The 16382-nt window shown below is 68.7% G+C and carries 14 protein-coding genes; 11 read left to right on the top strand and 3 right to left on the bottom strand.

Going from position 1 to position 16382, the window contains the following annotated elements; genetic code table 11:
* Window positions 1–240 precede the first annotated feature (240 nt).
* The 6 genes from GA0115254_RS39080 to GA0115254_RS39055 all read left to right on the top strand — a co-directional run bounded on the left by GA0115254_RS39080 (window position 241) and on the right by GA0115254_RS39055 (window position 5538).
* Window positions 241–786: a hypothetical protein gene (locus tag GA0115254_RS39080; RefSeq protein WP_093900001.1), complete on the top strand. Its 546-nt coding sequence runs from the start codon at window positions 241–243 to the stop codon at window positions 784–786.
* A gap of 72 nt (window positions 787–858) precedes the next feature.
* Window positions 859–1200, top strand: coding sequence for a hypothetical protein (locus GA0115254_RS39075; protein WP_256103006.1), 342 nt, complete (start codon window positions 859–861; stop codon window positions 1198–1200).
* Between the two features lie 38 nt (window positions 1201–1238).
* Complete coding sequence (locus GA0115254_RS39070; RefSeq protein WP_093900000.1) at window positions 1239–1538, top strand: GH116 family glycosyl-hydrolase; 300 nt, start codon at window positions 1239–1241, stop codon at window positions 1536–1538.
* A gap of 8 nt (window positions 1539–1546) precedes the next feature.
* A complete protein-coding gene (locus GA0115254_RS39065) occupies window positions 1547–1849 on the top strand; it encodes a hypothetical protein (RefSeq protein WP_093899999.1) in 303 nt (100 codons plus the stop codon).
* A gap of 467 nt (window positions 1850–2316) precedes the next feature.
* Window positions 2317–4392, top strand: a complete 2076-nt coding sequence (locus GA0115254_RS39060; protein ID WP_093899998.1) for a SpoIIE family protein phosphatase — start codon at window positions 2317–2319, stop codon at window positions 4390–4392.
* Window positions 4393–5166: 774 nt separating this feature from the next.
* A complete protein-coding gene (locus tag GA0115254_RS39055) occupies window positions 5167–5538 on the top strand; it encodes a hypothetical protein (RefSeq protein WP_093899997.1) in 372 nt (123 codons plus the stop codon).
* A 1316-nt stretch (window positions 5539–6854) separates the two neighbouring features.
* Here GA0115254_RS39055 and GA0115254_RS48070 read toward each other — a convergent pair.
* Together GA0115254_RS48070 and GA0115254_RS39040 are read right to left on the bottom strand one after the other, a co-directional pair.
* Window positions 6855–7241, bottom strand: a complete 387-nt coding sequence (locus tag GA0115254_RS48070; protein ID WP_093899995.1) for a pirin-like C-terminal cupin domain-containing protein — start codon at window positions 7239–7241, stop codon at window positions 6855–6857.
* A gap of 605 nt (window positions 7242–7846) precedes the next feature.
* Complete coding sequence (locus GA0115254_RS39040) at window positions 7847–8893, bottom strand: FUSC family protein (RefSeq protein ID WP_093899994.1); 1047 nt, start codon at window positions 8891–8893, stop codon at window positions 7847–7849.
* A 719-nt stretch (window positions 8894–9612) separates the two neighbouring features.
* Here GA0115254_RS39040 and GA0115254_RS39035 point away from each other — a divergent pair.
* The 5 genes from GA0115254_RS39035 (at window position 9613) to GA0115254_RS39015 (ending at window position 14909) form a co-directional block, all read left to right on the top strand.
* Window positions 9613–10374 (top strand): DeoR/GlpR family DNA-binding transcription regulator, encoded by a 762-nt coding sequence (locus GA0115254_RS39035; protein WP_093899993.1) that lies wholly within the window; start codon window positions 9613–9615, stop codon window positions 10372–10374.
* Complete coding sequence (gene pfkB, locus GA0115254_RS39030) at window positions 10371–11318, top strand: 1-phosphofructokinase (RefSeq protein ID WP_093899992.1); 948 nt, start codon at window positions 10371–10373, stop codon at window positions 11316–11318. The genes GA0115254_RS39035 and pfkB overlap by 4 nt, the downstream gene beginning before the upstream one ends.
* Before the next feature lie 85 nt (window positions 11319–11403).
* Window positions 11404–13416, top strand: a complete 2013-nt coding sequence (locus GA0115254_RS39025) for a PTS fructose transporter subunit IIABC (RefSeq protein ID WP_093899991.1) — start codon at window positions 11404–11406, stop codon at window positions 13414–13416.
* Between the two features lie 49 nt (window positions 13417–13465).
* Window positions 13466–13738 carry an HPr family phosphocarrier protein gene (locus tag GA0115254_RS39020; protein ID WP_093899990.1) on the top strand — a complete coding sequence of 91 codons (273 nt, stop codon included), beginning with the start codon at window positions 13466–13468 and terminating at the stop codon, window positions 13736–13738.
* Between the two features lie 280 nt (window positions 13739–14018).
* Window positions 14019–14909: an NAD(P)H-binding protein gene (locus tag GA0115254_RS39015; RefSeq protein WP_093899989.1), complete on the top strand. Its 891-nt coding sequence runs from the start codon at window positions 14019–14021 to the stop codon at window positions 14907–14909.
* 588 nt (window positions 14910–15497) lie between these two features.
* Here GA0115254_RS39015 and GA0115254_RS39010 read toward each other — a convergent pair.
* Window positions 15498–16172: a TetR/AcrR family transcriptional regulator gene (locus GA0115254_RS39010; RefSeq protein WP_093899988.1), complete on the bottom strand. Its 675-nt coding sequence runs from the start codon at window positions 16170–16172 to the stop codon at window positions 15498–15500.
* Window positions 16173–16382: the final 210 nt, after the last annotated feature.

Below are 16382 nucleotides of genomic sequence, written 5' to 3'. Positions count from 1 at the left end.
GTCGCGGCGCTGGCCGTAATCGTCCTGACTGTTCGACGGGTAGTTGGGCGGACCTCCGCGACCATACGCACCGCAGGCCGGCGAAGCTCGGCGGGGTGGGGCGATCGACGGACCATGGGTCGGTCCTCTCAGGGCGTCGATCCTCCAACAGACCCGGAGCGCTTCATTGGGTTCATGACTGTCGGATTGTGGAGATTGTCTCCTCGTCCGGTTGTCGTTCCCAGCGCCTAGGGTGCTCGCATGACCAACTGGATACAGGGAACCTTCCCCGGCCACGAGGTGAATGTCGTGTTCGCCCGGGGCATGCCACTCGACGCTTTCGTCCGATGCCTTGGCGACCGGCTGCGAGAACCCCTCGCATACGGCGAGGCGAACGGGTGGGCGTGGGCGGTGCACGACATGCACAACTGGGACGCAGAGGACTACGACGATGTCGACTACAGCGGCATGTGCCAAGACGGCGCGGAGATCGTCGTGTTCGTGACCGAGCCCTGCAGTGCCAAGGCATTCCCGCCCGCATTCGGGTATCACCGGGACGGCCGCACGATCCTCTGGTTCAGCTTCGAGGACCTTCAGCAGCGGGTGAGCGAGAACCCGGACTACCTCTCTCCCGAACTCCTGGCCGCGAACCTCATTGGCCCCACCGCGGAATGCGCACAACAAGACGACGACAGTCACGACTGTTTCGACCACCACTACGACGAACACGAGCGTCTCGTGACAGTGATCGCCGACTACTTCGCACTGCCGTCACCGCCTCTGTCTCCAGGGGTGACCGCGAAGTGATCCGGCTTGCCCCGAACACCTTCGTCACTTTCTGCAAGGGCATGACCCTGCCGACCGTCTCGCATTGAAACCGTGTTCCTGGCATCCACGCCCGCATGCGCGTGCCCGCACGGGCAGAACTACATGGTTCCTCACTGCGCCGAGCACCCGTTCCAGTTCACCTACAACCGAGGCGGGTTCGAGCAGACGTACTTCAACCTTGGCCGACGCCGCGAATCACGGCGTGCCGGAGGCATGGCCGACCTGCTCGTACGCGAGCTGCTGGAAGCCGGGATCGTCGGCCGGGACACTCCGGGGTACGACACGGATCCCGGCTTCAACGCGGATGGCGCCCGGACGGTGCGGATCATCGCCGATCACTTCGGGCTTCCCTCACCACCGCTCGATCTCAAACCCGCGGACTCACCGGCGTGATGCGACGACCAGAAGCCCGCCGGACGAACCGTCAGGTCATGACCGGCGGGAACCTCACCGCGTTCGGCAAGGACGCATCCGCCACCGCCGCTTGGAATTCGCCGAGTTCGCTCGCGGATGACGTATCGGACGACGGTAGGCTCAGCGGCGCGCAGGACGCCGCGCGCCCTACTGACCACACGACCGTCGACGGCGCACTCGCTGTCCCGGTCACTCTGAAACCGGGCGAGAAGAGGACCGTCCCCGTCACCCTCAGCCGGCACTTCCCCGGCGCGAAGAACTACAACGGCGGGGCGGCCGTCAGTACAAGAACTGGTGGAGCTCCGCCGACGACGTAGCGGCATACGTGACGGAGAACTACGACCGGCTGCTCGGCGACACCACCGCCTACCACGACGCCCTCTATGACTCGAACCTGCCGCGCTACCTCATCGATCGCGTCTCGGCAGCCACCGCCGTCCTTCACTCGCGGTCCGTGTGGTGGGTGAAGAACGGCTTCTTCGGAGGCCGCGAGGGCTGGGGCTGCTGCCCCAGCATGCCCAGTTGGAACTGGTGGCCGCCGCCGCTGGACCGGCCGCCGACATCTTCGGGACAACCCGCGCGGGAACCTCCGCTACAGGGCTGCTGCGGCGCAGCAACTTCGGTGTGACCGCGCACGAGGTATTCGTTTCCGACGGTGTCGACCTTGCACTGTCGAAGTGCAAGCAGTTCCCGTCGACGTGCCCGACGACCAGCTCCCGCCCTCCCGAGCGCAAGGTGCCGGGCGCGTGTGCCGCAGGAGGCGTACATCGCGGGCCGTCGTCAGAGAAGGGTGCGGCCGGGCCCGCTGTTCATGGGGCAGGTCCGAGGGCCGCGGAGACAAGTCCGTGACTACCGCGAGCCGCCTGAGGGGTGCCTTCCGTCATCGACCTTCACTGGGGTGGACCAGTCGTAGGAGCCGTCGAGCCTGTCGTAGAGCCTCCTGCTTCACCACACGCCCTCGCCCGGCGCTGTGCGCCGTCGGTCGTCTCAGGAGACTATGGAAGCACCGGAAAGGCACGGGAAACATCCCAGCGCTGCAGCTCCAGGGCCTGCGCTGGGCGCGCGTCGTCCTGGCAGGTGGAAGGAGCGCCCGGGATGAGTGAAGCGGGATCCTTCGGTGCCGACAGCGACTCGTCCGGCCTTCGGCTGGAACGGCCGAGCGGGGTGCTGGAGGCGCTCGGCGTGGCGGTGGTGGCGCTGGATACGACCGGGCGGTTCGTGTTGTGGGGCCCACAGGCCGAGGAGCTGTTCGGCTACTCCGCGCAGGAGACGCTGGGCCAGCAGGCGGCTCAGCTGCTGGTCCATGCTCCCTACAGGGACCTGGTGGCCGACAAGTGCGAGCAGATGATGGAGACCGGTCGGAGCTGGGCCGGGATCTTTCCCGTCCGGAACAAGGACGGCAGTACGCGGCTGGTGGAATTCCGCAACAGCCGTCTACCAGACAGGCAGGGCGACTTCTACGCCCTGGGTGTCGCCACCGATGCGTCGACGCTGCGCAAGGTGGAGCGTGACGTGGCATTGTCCACGCAGCTGATCGCCCAGTCGCCGATCGGGGTGGAGGTTCTGGACACCGATCTGCGTTACGTGGCCGTCAATCCGGCGATGGAACGGATGCACGGCCTGTCTGCCGAGGAGCACCTCGGCCGGGGCTTCCGTGAGGTCCTGCCCTCCGTCAGTGTCGACGCGTCCGAGGCAGCGGTCAGGGAAGTGCTCGAGACCGGACGCCCTCAGGTTGACAAGTACACCATTGGCCGCACCCCGGCCGACCCTGACAACGATCACGCCTGGTCTGTCTCCGCCTACCGGCTGGACGATCTCAACGGTCAGGCTCTTGGTGTCGCCCTGTCGGTGGTGGATGTCACCGATCGGTACGGTGCGATCACAGCGGCGGCCCAGGCCCGCCGGCGCCTGGCCCAGATCGCCGAAGGGTCCGCCCGTATCGGTACCACCTTGGACATGAAACAGACGGCCCGTGAGCTGGCTGACGTCGCAGTGCCCGAGCTCGCCGACGTGGCGGTCGTAGACGTACTCGACTCCGCCCTGGACGATCGCCGGCCCCCGACGCTTGACAGCGGCCCAGCGCGCTTTCACACCCTCGCTGTGAAGGCCGCCTACCTCACCGAGGCGGCCGACGCCGTCGGCACGGCCGACCAACCGGTCAGCTATGACGCCGACCGACTGCCCACCCAATGCGTACGAACCGGTCAGCCGATCATAGTGACCCGCGTGGAGGAGTGGGATCTGGCGCGCATCGCCCGTGACGCCGGAGCCGCCGCCGTCCTGGCCAGTGTCGGCATCCACTCGTATCTCGCGATACCGCTGACCGCCCAGGGCGGGGCGCTCGGTGTCCTGGGCCTGATGCGCGGCCGCAATCAACTGCCCTTCAGCGCGGACGACGTCACCCTGGCCGGTGAGCTGGCCGGCCGAACTGCGGTGTCCCTCGACAACGCACGCCTGTACCAAGGCGTGCGCAACACCGCGGTGATGCTCCAGCGCAGCCTGCTGCCCACACCGACGCCACCCGAAAGTCTGGAGGTCGCCACCCGCTACCAACCCGCCGGAACCTCTGCCGAGGTCGGTGGCGACTGGTTCGACGTCATCCCTCTCACGGAGGGCAAGACCGCACTCGTGGTGGGCGACGTGATGGGCAGCGGCATCGATGCGGCCGCCACGATGGGCCGCCTGCGTACCGCCACCGCGACCCTGGCTGACCTCGGCCTCCCGCCCTCCCAGGTGCTGCAACACCTCGACAAGATCACCGCCGGTATCGATCCTTACATCGCCACCTGCATCTACGCCGAATACGACCCGCACAGCGACTCGTGCTGCATCGCTGCGGCCGGACACCTGCCCCCGGCACTGACACCTGCGGGCGGGACCCCCGAACTGCTCGACCTCCCATCTGGTGCACCCCTCGGGGTCGGCGGCGTCCCCTTCGAAACGACCACCGTGCCCTTGCGCCCCGGCGATCAACTGGTCCTCTACACCGACGGCTTGGTCGAAACACGTCGCGACGCCATCGATGACCGCCTCGACCTGCTCCTCCGCGTACTCGACGGCCACGGCCGTTCCCTGGAAGAAACCTGCGACCGGCTCCTGGAAACACTGCGTGATCCGGACGACCACGACGATGTGTCCGTACTCATCGCCCGACCCAGATCGCGGCCCTGACCCACTGCGGGCGCAGGCCGGCAGGGGACCGCTCTTGGTCTGCTCCGGCGCCCAATTGACGGCGTGTACCGAACCGTTGCTCGGGTATCGGCACTGTCGCCTCCCAGTTCCACCTCCTTGCCCTCCCTCGTTGTTCCGCCGGTCCACCACCCCTGCCCCCTGCCGTATCTCAATCCGCCGTAGAACCGCGAGAAGAACACACGGCCGGCGCGGCCACGGTCTCAGGGATGATGGCCGTGTGCCGTATTGGCCGCGCAGGACTGCAGGACTGCAGGACTGCAGGAAGAGCCTTCCCCCTGCGTGGTACGTCGCGCCACCCACGGGCAGGCGGATACAGCGCGGTGTCAAGCGAACCCCTCTCACTGACGCCCCGGGCGAGGGACGACTGCAAGAGAGGCGCAGCGGCAAAGCCGTCGTCATGTCGTCACAGCCGCAGCAGCCTGCCGCCGCCGACCTTCCCGACCAGCTTCCGGCCCACGTCAATGCCGGCACAACAGGAACCGAAGGACCTCCGCTGGGCTCAGACCCCAGTGGAACCCTGGAGACCAGAGCATGCCCAGGCACTCACCGTGTCCTGGGAGTAACCGAGGCCCGCCAGCCGAAGCATGCGTGTGGTTGAAATATTCCGTCGCAATGACTTTCCCGGCCATGGTCCTCCTCACAGCGACATTAGTTTTCCGTTCAACCATTTCGCAGTAATGTCGCAAGTGCCTGACCCAAGGCAGCCCGTGGCCCTGTTCATGCAGGTCACGGGGCGATCAAGGAGGAAAGATCATGGCATACACGTTTGCGCGTCAGGCCGCCGTCGCGGTGGCCTCTGTGGCAGTCGCAGCGGCCGGGCTCCTCGCCACTGGCGGTTCCGCCTCGGCGGCGACCCCCACGACCGGCGACCGGCCCGCCGTCGCTTCTCACTCCGCACGGCCCGCTGACGCCCACCACGAGGTCCGGCCCACTCGCTGGGACGAGCGCTGGGGCAACCACGACCACAGTGATCATGGTCACCGGGTCCACCACCACGATGGACAGCGCTCCTGGGGCCGGGATCACGATGGCCGCGGCCACTACCGGGTGAGCGACGACGACGCTCGTCGCCAGTGGGTCCTCGACCAGGTCTACTGGCTCCGCGACCACGACGCACGTCGCTAGCGGGCCGGGAACACAAAGGCCGTTCATGCCCCTGGGACGCAGCCGTCGACTTTCACGGAACACCACAGGCGGCTGCTTCGACCACGGCGACGTATCGCAACGACGACGGCCACTCCCAACACGGTGAGTGGCAACCGATGGGCACTGGCACCGGACTCCGGCCAACAGAGTTCTTGACGCCCGTGGCGGACGCGTGATCCGCATGAGCTGCTGTGGAAAGGCCAGGCCCGTCCACAGGAGAGAGTCACCTCGAGAATGCGCCTTCAGCAGGTACAGGTCATCTACCGAAGGCGCCGCAAGGGTTCCGGGCCGGCCCTGCACCAATCCCCACTTGGGGGCATTGTCCCCTGCATCGGACCAGCAAATCCGGTGCAGGATCCACCGGTCCTGGATGGCCACCGGTGGATGATCAGAGTGCGGCCGAGGAAACCGCACTCAGCCGCGGGACGGAATTCGCAGTCGCTTCAAGGGACAGCAGCGACCGGTACACCGAATCCCGTCCTGCGGCACTGAGCGTGAGGCCGAGCGAGCGAGCCAGGCGCACCTTCAACCCTGATGACTGGTCACCCGACCTATTCATCGGCGGATTCCTGCACTCCGGGCAACAGTTGGAATCGGCGGTCACCATCCTCATGCACTGGATCTGATGTTCCGTCAACCTCTGCGCATGAGCGCGGGCACGTTCCGCGGCACCGAGGTGCTGGCCAGGCGCCCTGCCCCTCGAGTCTGCGCGGCGAGCAGATGGTCGCTCGGCTGCGAGCCGCTCCCCACCCCGGTGCCCGCTGTCAATGTTGCGGACCCGCGATGACACCGTGGCGCCATGTCCTCGCGGCCCTGAACAATTCTGAGACCCCGAACCGGGCAGAAGGTCCTGGCACGCGTTGTGTCCGAACTCGCCCTGCCCCATGGTGACAAGAGCGGTGACCTGCCGACCTCCAGGGACGTCATCCACACCACGATGCAAGCATTCGCCGTCCTTCTGGACAGCGACACCGGCGCATCGGCGCTGTGCGCGAATGGAATCGACGGCCCTGACGCCGGGCGCGGGTCAGGACCGTCACACGCATCCGGCCTGGAGCACCGGAGAACTCGGCATGCAACTCTGTTGACACCACGGCCACGCCACGGTGGCGCCACTTCCCACGGACGGAGCGCCCGCTCATCTCCGTGGAGATTGTGCTGTGCAACCGGTTCCGATCCGCCCGTCATCCCTATCCGAGAATCGCCATGCGCCGATGTGGCCGAGCCGACCGGCGACACCGATGCCGGCCGGTCGAGTGCGCCTCATCACAGAGCTCCTCCGCCGGTTGGGTTCCTCATGCGCGTAGCTCATGGCCGGGCGACCTCCACCCACTGCACGAAACGGCCCTCACCACGCTCCGACGCAGGGCGCTCGGGGAAGACCGCCGCCGGCCGGGTCCGTAGTCCACGGATGCCTTGTACAGCTCCTGCCGGGTGTTCTTCGCGAAGGGGCCGTAGACGGCGACCGGCTCCCGGGGCGACTCACCGCCGAGCACCAGCATCTCCAATTGGGGGCTGCAGCTGTCCTGTCCGGCGTCAGTCGCGCCCGTGACCATGTCGCAGCCCCCCGTATACGGCGAGCTGTCCCATGCGCGCGGGACGTTGTTCCTCCCTCCCACCGACCCCAGGCCGGTCAGCGCGCACGCCAGCGCATTGAAGTCCGGCCGCAACCGGGCACACATGCGCACGCGAGATCGACGTGTGGGTGGTGCCCGGGTCCGCGCGCCCGCCCATTTCGCCGACGATCACCCGCGGCAGCGCGCCGCCATCCGCGAAGCTGAGCGGTGCTGCCTCACCTCGGCGGACGTCCTGACAGCGCGGCGGGGCCGTCTTCAGCCGGGACGGCAGGTTCACGCCCCGCCGGAGACCGTGGAACAGATCCTGCTTGGCCACGGCCTCTTCCGGCGACGCCCCGTGCTCCCTGCGCTTCTCCCGTACTCATCCGGGTGTGGCCGCCCAAAGCCGGCCCATTCCGAACTACTCACGGAACTGCAGCAACTGCCTCGACTGGTGTGGTCCACAGGACAAGCGCGTCGACACCTTCCGGCGGCCTGTCTTGACCACCGCTCGGGCCCCCGAGCCGCCCTGCCAGCCGGATGGGACGCCAGCATGCCACCGGGGGCGTGGTGGATGCGGGTGCACACCGGCAGGTCGAAGTTGCAGCGCAGCGCCGCCGCCCGGGAACAGCGAGGCCGGGCACCCGAATCCGGCTGGAGCACCGCCGCTGCTTCCACACGCCGCCTGACACCGTGCCGCGCAGGACACGTCCTCGGACTGCGCCCGGAGGTCAGACCCTCCCGGCGTGGTCCAGGTCGACCAGGAGGCGCTCCACGTCGGTCATAAGAGATCCGTAGACATGCCAGGCGCCCGGCTTGACCAATGCGCCCCGGCCGATGAGGTCGGTCATGGTGTCGTGCCATGCCTGGGCACGGTCGATCGCTGCACGCAGTCCCTCACGGGCTTCCGCCGGACGGGCTGCGCTGTCGACCTCGACGAACGCCTCGACGGCCTGCCCTGCCAACTTGAGCATCTCGGCGTACCGATCGAGGAACTGCTGTCCCAGGTGGTGGTCGGTGTGGGTGTCGTCCACGTTGTCGGCCAGCGTTCGAGCAATGCCGCGCACCTGGAGCGATACGCCATGCAGTGTGCTGAGCATGTCACCGTAGGTCACCGGCCGGTGCTGTGGATGCACCGCCCAGCAGGTGTTCCAGCGCAGACTCTCCTGTCCCTGCTGCACGCGCTCGCGCGCGTCCGCGACCCGCCGCCCCAGCCCCCTCCCGTCCTCCACCCAGCCGTGCGTGCGGGCGACATGCTGCCGCTCCCGCAGTCCGTGGCCCATGTCGCGCAGCAATGCCCCCATGACGCGGGCGAGGTCCCGAACCGCGCCATCGGATTCGTCCAGATGTAGCGGCGGCAGGACCAGCGCGTTCACGGCAACACCCACCACCGCGCCGCTCAGCGCCGCGATCGCCGTCAGGACGACGTGCCCGACCGGAGCCGCGGCCGCCGCGGTGAGCGTGAGAACCGCCGTCGATGCGACCTGGAGCCGGTCGTCGGAATTTCGGCTTCCGGCCGCCACCAGGGCGATCCCCACAATGCCCGCGATACTCCCGGCGGTGGATCCCAGCAGCCACACGGTGCCGAGAGCCAACAGCACTCCCGCCGCCCGGGTGGCCATGCTCCGCGCAGCCTGCGTCACGGAGCGGTACACCGTCGCGGCATTGACCATGAGCAATGCGGTGGCCACAGCCACATACGGCCGCTCCCCCTGGATCCAGAGAGTGGCGAACTCCCAGGCGAGCAGCGCGGCGATCAGGTTCTTGGCGCCGTGCACCAGGGCATGCCATCCCCAATCGCGGCGGGTCGCTTCGACGAGTCGCGTCAGCGGCGGCCGCAGACCCGGTGATGATGGCGCCCGGCCTTGCCGCCGATCAATAGTTGAAAATTGCACAATTCACAGACTGGCACACTTTGCCCGACTTGACCGAGTGGCGTCCCCCACAGCGACTCGAGCCGGTCAACCAATCAAAAAGCCGACCATGACCCCTCCCTGAACCCGCTCACCCCTACCCGAGCAAGGGCCAACCGTCGGGCGAATCCCTGGGAGTTCCACTACAGGTCAGCGCGGAGCGGGCGGGGAACCGAGGTGAGCAGGTCCGAAGAGCCCCCGAGTGCCGGGCGGCGGGGGCTCGCGGCCCGCGCCGACAACGCCCCGTACGGAAGCTCCGCGTCGGAGAACGCACACTCAATGCCTGACCGCGACAACCCGCCGGGCATTCCTCCGTCGCCCCGGCAAGGTTGCGGTCCTCACGATGCGCACCCGGACGCCGATCCCACAAATCCAACCCGGTCGGCAACCGCACTCCGACCCCCCTGCCCCGCCGCCATACCGGCCGGCCGTGGGACACACACGGTGAACCTGACGGCACCAGCCCCGGCACACCACGTGTCCGTTCAGGCCCATACATGCCCGAGTCTGTTTACATCGCCGAACCGGGCGCGTAACCTAACCGCGAAACCACACAGTCGGGCATAGAACGGATTCAAAACAACATGTATGCACCGGAGCGGCAGCAGGTGATTCTCCGCCTCGCCCGCGAGAGCGGCCGGGTCGATGTGCTGTCCCTGGCCGAGGAGTTCCAGGTCACCGCCGAGACCGTGCGGCGTGATCTGAAGGCCCTCGACCGGGCAGGACTGCTTCGGCGCGTCCATGGCGGTGCGATCCCTGCCGGGCGGCTCGACTTCGAGCCCGAGCTCGCCGAGCGCGATGCCGTGGCCATCGATGAGAAGGAGCGCATCGCGGCAGCCGCGCTCGGCGAGCTCCCCACCGACGGCAGCGTGATCATCGACGCGGGCAGCACGGCCGCCCGGCTGGCTGCGGCCATCCCGCTCGACGCCCACCTCACTGTGGTCACCCATGCTCTGCCGGTCGCCGCCCGGCTCGCCGACCACCCCGGCATCGCGCTGCATCTCGTCGGCGGCCGGGTCCGACACCGTACCCGTGCCGCGGTCGATGCCTGGGCGTTGAACGCTTACAGCGAGATCAACGCCGACGTCGTCTTCCTCGCCACCAATGGCTACTCGCCGAAGGGCGGCCTGACCACGCCGGACCTGGCCGAGGCCGCCGTCAAGCGTGCAATGATCTCCGCCGCCCGGCGGGTCGTGCTCCTGGCCGACTCCACGAAGTTCGGCCAGGAACACTTCGCCCGCTTCGGCGACCTCGCACAGGTCGATCTGCTCATCACCGACACCGGACTCGGCTCCGACGACGCCCTTGCCATCGAGAGCCAGGGCACGGAAGTGGTACGCGCATGATCCTCACCGTCACCCCCAATCCGAGCCTGGACCGTACATACGAGCTGCCCGGGCTGACCCGCGGTACCGTGCTGCGGGCCACGGACGACCGGGTCGACCCCGGCGGCAAAGGCATCAACGTCTCGCGCGCGGTCGCGGCAGCCGGCCACCGTACGATCGCTGTCGCACCGCTCGGCGGGCCTGAGGGCTCACTTCTCGCCCGGCTGCTCGGCGAACAGGGCATCGAAGCGGCCGGGGTACCGATCGCCGCCAGCACCCGTATCAACGTCACGCTCGTCGAACCCGACGGAACGCTCACCAAGGTGAACGCGGTAGGCCCGGAGATCACCGTGGCCGAGGCGGAGGCCCTGCTGGATGCGGTACAGACCCACTCGTCCACCACGGACTGGATCGTCTGCTGCGGAAGTCTGCCTCGTGGGCTGCCCCCGCAGTGGTACGCCGAGCTGGTGGCCCGGAGCCACCACGCCGGGGCCCGGATCGCCCTCGACACCTCCGGCGCGGCGCTGACCGCAGCGCTGCGGGAACGCCCCGATGTGGTCAAGCCGAACGCGGAGGAGCTCGCCGAGGCCGTCGGTCGCCCGCTGGCCACGGTGGGCGACGCCGTGAAGGCGGCGGAGGAGCTGCGCGAACGCGGTGCCCGATCCGTTCTGGCCAGCCTCGGGGCCGACGGGCAACTGCTGGTCGACGGTGCGGGTACATACTTCGGCAGCGCCCGGGTGGGCGCGGTCCGCAGCAACGTCGGAGCGGGCGACGCCTCCCTGGCGGGCTTCCTCGTCGCGGGTGGAAATGGCCCGGCAGCGCTCGCCGCGGCGGTCGCCCACGGCGCGGCGGCCGTGCAGCTGCCAGGCAGCGTCATGCCGACCCCCGCGGAACTCGACCTGTCGGCGGTCACCACGACCACCGACATCCCCCTGGACCGACCCCTGACGGAGCCGACTTCATGACTGCCGTGCATCCGCGGCCCAGCCCGCATCGCCCCGAGTCCCCCCGAGCCGCCCACAGGACGGTCCACGAGCAAGGAGCCCCGCGATGAGTGAACTGATCACCGCGGAACTGGTCGATCTCGATCTGTCCGCCGAGACGAAGTACGACGCAGCCCGGTCACTGGCCGAGCGAATGGTCACCGGGGGCCGCGTCACCGACCTCGACGGCTTCCTCGCCGACGTGGCCGCCCGTGAGGCACAGATGCCGACCGGTCTGGACGGCGGCATCGGCATCCCGCACTGCCGCAGTGAGCACGTCACCGCCCCCACGCTCGCGTTCGGCCGCAGCGAGGGCGGCATCGACTTCGGTGCGGCGGACGGCCCCGCTGATCTGATCTTCCTGATAGCGGCGCCTGCCGGGGCCGACGACGATCACCTCACCATCCTTTCCGCCCTGGCACGACGGCTGATGGACCCGGACTTCACGGGCGCGCTGCGAGCGGAGCGCGACCCGGACGCCGCCGCGGCCCTGATCCGCGGCGAGGAGGCCGTTCCGGCCGGCCCGGCTCCGGACGCCTCGCCCGCGGACGGTGCAACAGCGGACGGCACTGCCTCGGACCGCGGTGCAACGGCCGACGAAAAACCCTTCCGGGTCGTCGCCGTCACGTCATGTCCGACCGGCATCGCACACACCTACATGGCCGCCGAGTCACTGGCAGCCGCGGCCCGCGCCGAGGGCGTGGTGCTCGACGTCGAAACGCAGGGCTCAGCCGGGTTCGAGAGACTCGACCCGGCGCTCATCGCCGCTGCCGACGCGGTCATCTGGGCCCATGACGTCGAGGTGCGCGAGAAGGCCCGGTTCGACGGTAAAGCCATCGTCGACACCGGGGTCAAGGCAGGGATCAACCGGCCTGCCGCGCTGATCGCCGAAGCCAGGCGGAAGGCGGAGCACGGCGAGACCAGCACTGTCGCGGGCGGCGTCGCTCAGCAGGACGGCGGAGCCGCGGCCGACGGCAACCATGCACACTTCGGGATCCGGTTGCGCACCTACCTGATGTCCGGCGTCAGTTACATGGTGCCGTTCGTCGCCGCAGGCGGCCTCCTCATCGCGCTGTCCTTCGCCATCGGCGGCTATGAGATCGCCAGTGCCAAGTCCGTCGCGGACCACTTCGTCTGGGGAGAGGCCGACAGCTGGGCCGCTCTGCTCAATCAGATCGGCACCGCCGCATTCGCCTTCCTTGTGCCGGTGCTGGCCGGATACATCGCGTACGGCATGGCGGACCGGCCCGCGCTCGTCCCCGGGTTCGTCGGCGGTGCCATCGCGCTCACCATCAACGCGGGCTTCCTCGGCGGCCTCGCGGCGGGTCTGCTTGCCGGTGGGGTGGTGATGGCGATCCAACGGGTGAAGGTCCATCCCACGCTGCGCGGCATCATGCCGGTGCTGGTGATTCCTCTCCTCGCCTCGGTGGTCGTCGGTTTCCTGATGTTCATCGTTGTCGGCAAGCCGATCGCCTCGCTCCAACGAGCCCTGACCGACGGCCTCAACGGGCTCTCCGGCTCGAACGCGATCATTCTCGGCATCGTCCTCGGCCTGATGATGTGCTTCGACATGGGTGGGCCGCTCAACAAGGTGGCGTACGCCTTCGCGGTCGGCGGCCTGGCCGACCCGACGCCCGGCAGCCTCAAGGTGATGGCCGCGGTGATGGCGGCCGGCATGGTGCCGCCGCTGGCCATGGCTCTCGCAACCACGGTACGCGGCACGCTGTTCAGCAAGACCGAGCGGGAGAACGGCAGGGCGGCCTGGGTGCTGGGCGCGTCCTTCATCAGCGAGGGGGCGATCCCGTTCGCGGCAGCCGACCCTCTCCGGGTGATCCCGTCGGTGATGGCCGGCGGCGCGGTCACCGGCGCGCTGTCGATGGCCTTCGGCTGCACACTGCGTGCCCCGCACGGTGGCATCTTCGTGGTGCCGCTCATAGGCGAGCCGTTCCTCTACCTCCTGGCCATCGCCGCCGGTACGGCGGTCGCGACCGCCCTGGTCGTCCTCCTCAAAGGGATGCGCAGAGCCGCTGAGGCGCCGGCCCCGGCAACCGAAGAGCCCGAGATCTCCGTCGCCGCCTGACGGACTGCCCCTTAACCCCGCTCCCCACCACCACACAGGAGAGTTCACCATGCATCAGCGCACTGTCGCCGTAGGTTCCCGCAGCGGTCTGCACGCCCGCCCGGCCTCCGTGTTCGTCCAGGCAGCTACCCGGCAGCCGGTCAAGGTGACCATAGGCCGGGACGGTCAGAGCGCCGTCGACGCCCGGAGTCTGCTCTCCGTGCTCGCCCTCGCGGTCCGGCACGGCGATTCAGTGGTACTGGCCGCGGAGGGCGACGGCGCGGAAGCCGCGGTCGAGGAACTGGCCGCGCTCCTCGCCCGCGACCTCGACGCAACGCCGTAACATCGGTGGAGCCGTGGTCCGACGGTCAGCCGGGTTCCATGCCCGGCTCGCCCACCATCTCGGCAGGTCGGAGCCTCGCGAGCGGGCGCTAAACCATCTGACCGGGCTGTTCGCGCCGCCCAAGGTCATCTCGTCGACCATCGGTCTGGGGACTTCCCTCGTCATGCTCCCCACTCCCATGTACGGATTGCGTCGCGCCTTCGCTTCTGATCCACTGCCAGGTATGTAATCGGAAGTAGAGGTTCCACGTTCGGTATCGGCTCCGGATGGAGGGAAACCCATGTCTGAGGGGAACCACGCCACGGTGGCGGTCACCGGGGTGACCGGGGCGCTGGGCAGCCGGATCGCCACTCGACTCGCCGACCACGGCATCCCCCAACTCCTCGTCGGACGCAGCCCCGACCGCATGCCCGAACTACCAGGCGCCCAGCGACGCGGTCCGGCCGCCTACGCCGACGCCTCGGACATGCGCAAGGCGCTCAAGGGCGCGTCGACCCTCATCCTGGTCTCCGGACATCGCACGGGACGCCGGCTGGAGGAACACGCCACCGCGGTCGAGGCCGCGATCGCGGTCGGCGTGGACCGGGTCCTGTACGTGTCGCTGGTCAGCGCGTCACCCACCGCCACCTACCTCAACGCCCGCGACCAGTGGCTGACCGAACAGTTCCTGGCAGGGGCCGGGATCCGCCACACGGTGCTCCGGTCGGGCTTCTACACGTCGACGCCGGCCGCCCTCGCCAACGAGGAATTCGTCGTGAGCGGCCCCGGGAGCACAGGCCGGGCCGCGTTCGTCACCCACGAGGACATCGCCGACGTGATCACCGCCGTCGCCCTCGACGAGGGTCCCCGCTCCGAGCACGACGGCGCGACCCTTGAGATCACCGGACCCGAGGCCCTGACCCTCGACGAAGCGGTCACGCGGATCGCCGCGGCCACCGGTCGGCCCTACCGCTACGAACCCGAAACCCTTGAGGAAGCCTTCGCGCGGCGATGGCGACTGGGCATGAGCGGGGAACAGATCGAGACCTGGATCTCGTGGTACCAGGCGATCGAGAGGGGCGAGGTTTCCATGGTCACCGACGTCGTCCCGCGGCTCACCGGCTCACCGGCAACCCCGATCTCAGACGCAGCCTGGTGGCCCTCGCCGAAGACGGCGCGTGGTACCCACTAAGACCGACCGGCAAATGGGGGGCGGCGTCGCGGGGCTGGGCACGCGCATCTGCCGCGTTGTCGTCAATCACCATGGCTCCTTCCCCAAGCTCTCGGCTGCGCTCGAGCAGGGGAGACCCCATCTGTCTCAATCCTCCGCCTTGCAGCTGCACGCACCCAGCCCCGCTCCTTCTCCCACCCCCCATGTGCCGGTCGGTCTGAGGACCCCTTCCCGGTCACACCCTCGGAAGCTTTTGCGCTGGGTGTCGGTGAGCGGCGGCAGATCGACTGAATACGACGCACCGCCGTCGCCTCGGGGACGCCGTGCTTGATCCGATGTCGCCGCAGGTAACGGCGGTTGCGGGGCGGGCAGGGAGCGCCAGGACGGTCCCCTGGGCGGTGAGCGGGGTACGCAGCTCGTGGGACACCTCGGGCCCTGTAGCAGCGTCAAGAGGTGCGGGAAGCGGACCGGGTGCCGGCACTGTGGGTGCGCGGCGACCATCACACCAGGTGCGGTGTTGAGCCGCCCGGACCGCCGCCGCCCACACCGCGGGCATCGTGCACCGGGGGTGCGCCCGAGCCAGGTACCCGGGGCCCGGCTCAGCCCACCTCAGGTCCGCCCTTCCCCCGGCCCATTCGCCTGGGACCTGTCCGCCTCACGCTCATCCGTCGCAGGCCCATCCGCTCGGGACGCCCCTGCCCGCAGCCCGTCCATCACGAGGTCCAGCAGTCGCGTCGCGCGCGGCTGCCAGTCGCTGTGCGGGTCGATCTGCCAGAGCCCGGCAATGGCGAGCACGAAGTCGTCGGGGGTCAGCCCGGGGCGGATGGTGCCGGCCTCCTCGTTCGCGTTCAGCAGGAGTGTGACCGCCTGGGTCACCGGGCCGTGACCCAGCTGGGCCAGGCTGCCGTACCTGCTTGTGGTCTTGCGCAGCGCGTCGGCCAGGCCGGCCTTGGCCATGGCGTACTGGGCCAGGCGGTTCATCCACTCCCTCAGGGCCTGGTCGGGCGCGCGGGTCTGGAGCAGCTGGGCGGCGGTGTCGGCGACCTGCTGCATCTCGTAGCGGTAGACCTCCAGAACGAGGGCCTCGCGGTTGGGAAAGTTGCGGTAGAACGTCCCTTGTCCGACGCCCGCCTTCTTCGCGATCGCGCTCAGCGGAGCATCCGCGGCCCGCGTCAGCTCGGCCAGCGCGACTTCCAGGATGCGCTCGCGATTCCGTTGCGCGTCCGGGCGCAGAGTCGCACTCTTCTCTTCCTGCACTCGTCCTCCTTCCGGAATCACAGCCATGTCCGGCCTTGCTAACCGGACAGCTGTCCGCTAGGTTCGATGACAACCGGACAGGTGTCCGCTTAGGGTCCACCATAGCGGTAGATCCGGCCAGTGTGGCCGACCAGTACCCATCGCCGCTGGTCCATTCATCCGCATCTCTCTTTCCCTCCCGGGCTGTCCGCCGGGATCGTCACGTTCGACGCGCATCAGCAACGCGAAAGAAGGCTG

This window comes from Streptomyces sp. Ncost-T10-10d (assembly GCF_900091955.1).
Lineage (GTDB): Bacteria > Actinomycetota > Actinomycetes > Streptomycetales > Streptomycetaceae > Streptomyces.
This window is presented reverse-complemented; position numbering and strand designations above follow the sequence as displayed.